General features: G+C 62.8%; 1 protein-coding gene. It reads left to right on the forward strand.

All coding sequences use genetic code 11. The features are described from left to right. Positions 1 to 995: 995 nt before the first annotated feature. Positions 996 to 2,228: an IS701 family transposase gene (locus tag ACFQ79_RS40665; protein ID WP_383593420.1), complete on the forward strand. Its 1,233-nt coding sequence runs from the start codon at positions 996 to 998 to the stop codon at positions 2,226 to 2,228. Positions 2,229 to 2,330: the final 102 nt, after the last annotated feature.

Below are 2,330 nucleotides of genomic sequence, written 5' to 3' on the forward strand. Positions count from 1 at the left end.
GCAGAGCACGCTGCTCCACCCGCCGCGTCAGCCGCATCGTCCAAGCCATCCACACCCTGCTGACCTGCAACTATTCAGGATGAAAGAGGTTCAGTGATGCCGTTGCGATCTCCGCCGGTCAGCGACACGGCAAGCGGAATGCCCTGTCAATCGACGGGAACACGGTGCTCGCTGCCCGGACGTGACGTCATGCCGGACCCGAACTGGAGCTTCCGGGGCAAGTACTCCCTACTGGAACCCCGTACGGAGCATGAACAGGATTCCGCACGGAGCCTGCCGACCAGGAACCTGTGGCTGCGCCCGGCTTCGGTGGCCGGACCGGCAACAACGGCTCGGTCAGTCCCCACAGTTCGTCCGAGGCGGCCCACCGCCGAGAGCTCCCCTTCCCCACGAACGAACCAACGAGCATCCAGGCTGATAGTCACACCATCGACTGCTTCTGTTAGCTAGGGAATTGCCGTCAAGCGTCATGCTTACATCCGTAGCGATGTGAGAGTGCCGGCTGCTGCTTGGTAGAAGTGGGCCTCTTGTCACACCGCATGGCGGTGTAGTGCCACTGCTACAAACGTTGAAGCACCGCTCCACAGCATTGCGGAGCATGCTGCCGCGCGGTCGAAAGCCGACGGGCGGCCGGCCTTGCCGAACCTGGCTTCAACAGGGTCGGCCTGCTCGGGAACGGTACGACTAGGGCAGCGCCCCCTTCCCGCCTGCGCGGTTCCGTCTCCCGCCAGGTTCTCCGCGGTACGCAGACAACAGGATAGGCCCCCTGTCGCAGAGCGTGAGGAGTTCACAGCACCCGGCAGTCGGCTCAGGGATTCGATGAGTTGAGTATCTGCTACTCATCACGCACCGGAGCGTTGAGGCAATCGTGGGATTTGATCATTATGCCCGTCGCGCAAGCGAGTACATGCGAGATTCATCATCAGTGCCGCTGTGAGCGCATCAAACGCATGCTGAGGTGCCGGTGCGGTCACCCGGGAAGCTGGAGGATCGACATGGCTGCAAAGCGGGAAGGTTCCGCGTCTCCACTCGAGACCCGAGAGGAGCGCAGAAACAGAGGCTGCACATCCCCTGCCAACCAGCGAGGCTCGCATAGCGCAAAGATTTCCCGGCATGAGCCCGAATGGGGACAGCCTGCATTCCACGAGCTGGGACAGCAAATCTTCGAGTCGTTTGCCCGCAGTGATCAGCGCAGGCATGGAATGGACTACTTGGAAGGCCTGCTCAGAGCGCATGGCCGTAGGTCGATCCGCAACATCGCCGCGATGTTCGACGACTCGGCAGCGCCGCAGCGGCTCCACCACTTCATCTCGAACTCCACGTGGGAGTGGTCACCCGTCCGCAGGGCTCTGGGCCGGTATGTGGTGGAGAGGATGAGACCGACGGTTTGGGTTGTCCGGCCTAAGGTGATTCCGAAGTGGGGCGAAAACGCAATCGGTGCTGACCGCCAGTACGCTCCGCAGTACGGCCAGGTAATCAACGCCCAACAGACAGTTGGTATATGGGCCGCGACGGAAAGTACGAGCAGCCCGGTGAACTGGCGCCTGCAGTTGTCCGAGGCCTGGCTGGAGCAGCCTACACGCCGTAGCCAGGCAGCAATCCCCCGCGATGTCACCATCTGTGATCTGACAGCGTCCGTGATTGATGCCGCTTCGGAAACCGGGAGCCACTGGGGCCTCCCGGTCATGCCTGTGGTCATGGACGCGCGCCAGGTTGACGTCTCCTTGCTGGTGAGAGGTCTTCGCAAGGCAGGTCTGCCCTTTATGGTCAGGGTAAGCAAGAACCTTCTGCTTGCAGAGACAGCCCAAGCGCCAAGAAGAGCCCGTGCCGACAACGTGCAGGCAGCAGACCAGCTCATGCTCGGAGCATGGGGCCGAGTACGCCCGGTGGTATGGAAGTCAGCATCCGCCCCTCGCACCGAACTGACCGCCACGGCGGAGGTAGCAGTTTGCCGGGCAGCGGAGCAGTTGGTCCTGCTGGGAATCGGGCGGCCCCGGGAACGGTGGCCCGGTGAGCTGTGGTTGACGGACATGACGAGCGTCCACGTGGCCGACCTGGTCCGGATAAGCAGACTCCCCAATCGTATTGATCAGGACTGCAGCGAAGGGGCGGACCGGCTTGGCATCCTCGACTTCGGCGGCCGGACGTACAAGGGCTGGCACCGGCATGTCACGCTGGTCTCAGCCGCGCACACCGTGTCGGTGATGCGCAGTTGTCGGGAGCGATGACGGAATTCGGTTCGCCGCTGGCGACGCCGTCCTTCTCCATCTGCTCGGCGATCTTGAGGGCCTCTTCGATGAGGGTCTCGACGATCTTCGACTCGGGGACGG

This window comes from Streptomyces sp. NPDC056480 (assembly GCF_042795405.1).
Classification (GTDB): Bacteria; Actinomycetota; Actinomycetes; order Streptomycetales; family Streptomycetaceae; genus Streptomyces.

What these genes read in the sequence shown, in the direction of transcription:
- ACFQ79_RS40665 (WP_383593420.1), top strand. Translation starts at nt 996, where the DNA reads ATGGCTGCAAAGCGGGAAGGTTCCGCGTCTCCACTCGAGACCCGAGAG.